Annotated in this window: 1 protein-coding gene; it reads left to right on the forward strand. The window is 54.1% G+C overall.

Features of this window, described 5'->3' with window-relative positions; all coding sequences use genetic code 11:
• The coding region (locus IT084_RS17945; RefSeq protein ID WP_243277066.1) for a thiamine pyrophosphate-dependent enzyme at positions 1-255 on the forward strand (255 nt) is incomplete at both ends.

The raw sequence follows: 255 nt of genomic DNA on the forward strand, positions 1-255 counted from the left end.
GGGCGCTGGCTTTTGCCACCGGCATAAAAATAGGTAACCCCGAACTGCATGTTATCGTACTTATGGGTGACGGTGATGCAGTAACTATCGGAGGCAACCACTTTATCCATTCCGCCCGTCGTAATATTGACTTGACCGCTGTAGTAGTAAACAATTACAACTATGGAATGACCGGCGGCCAGTACTCGGCCACCAGTCCCCTGACAGCGCGCACGACCACTTCACCCCGGGGTGTGCCGGAACCGGGCTTTGATG

Source organism: Desulfallas sp. Bu1-1 (assembly GCF_015594625.1).
Lineage (GTDB): Bacteria > Bacillota > Desulfotomaculia > Desulfotomaculales > Desulfallaceae > JADNRQ01.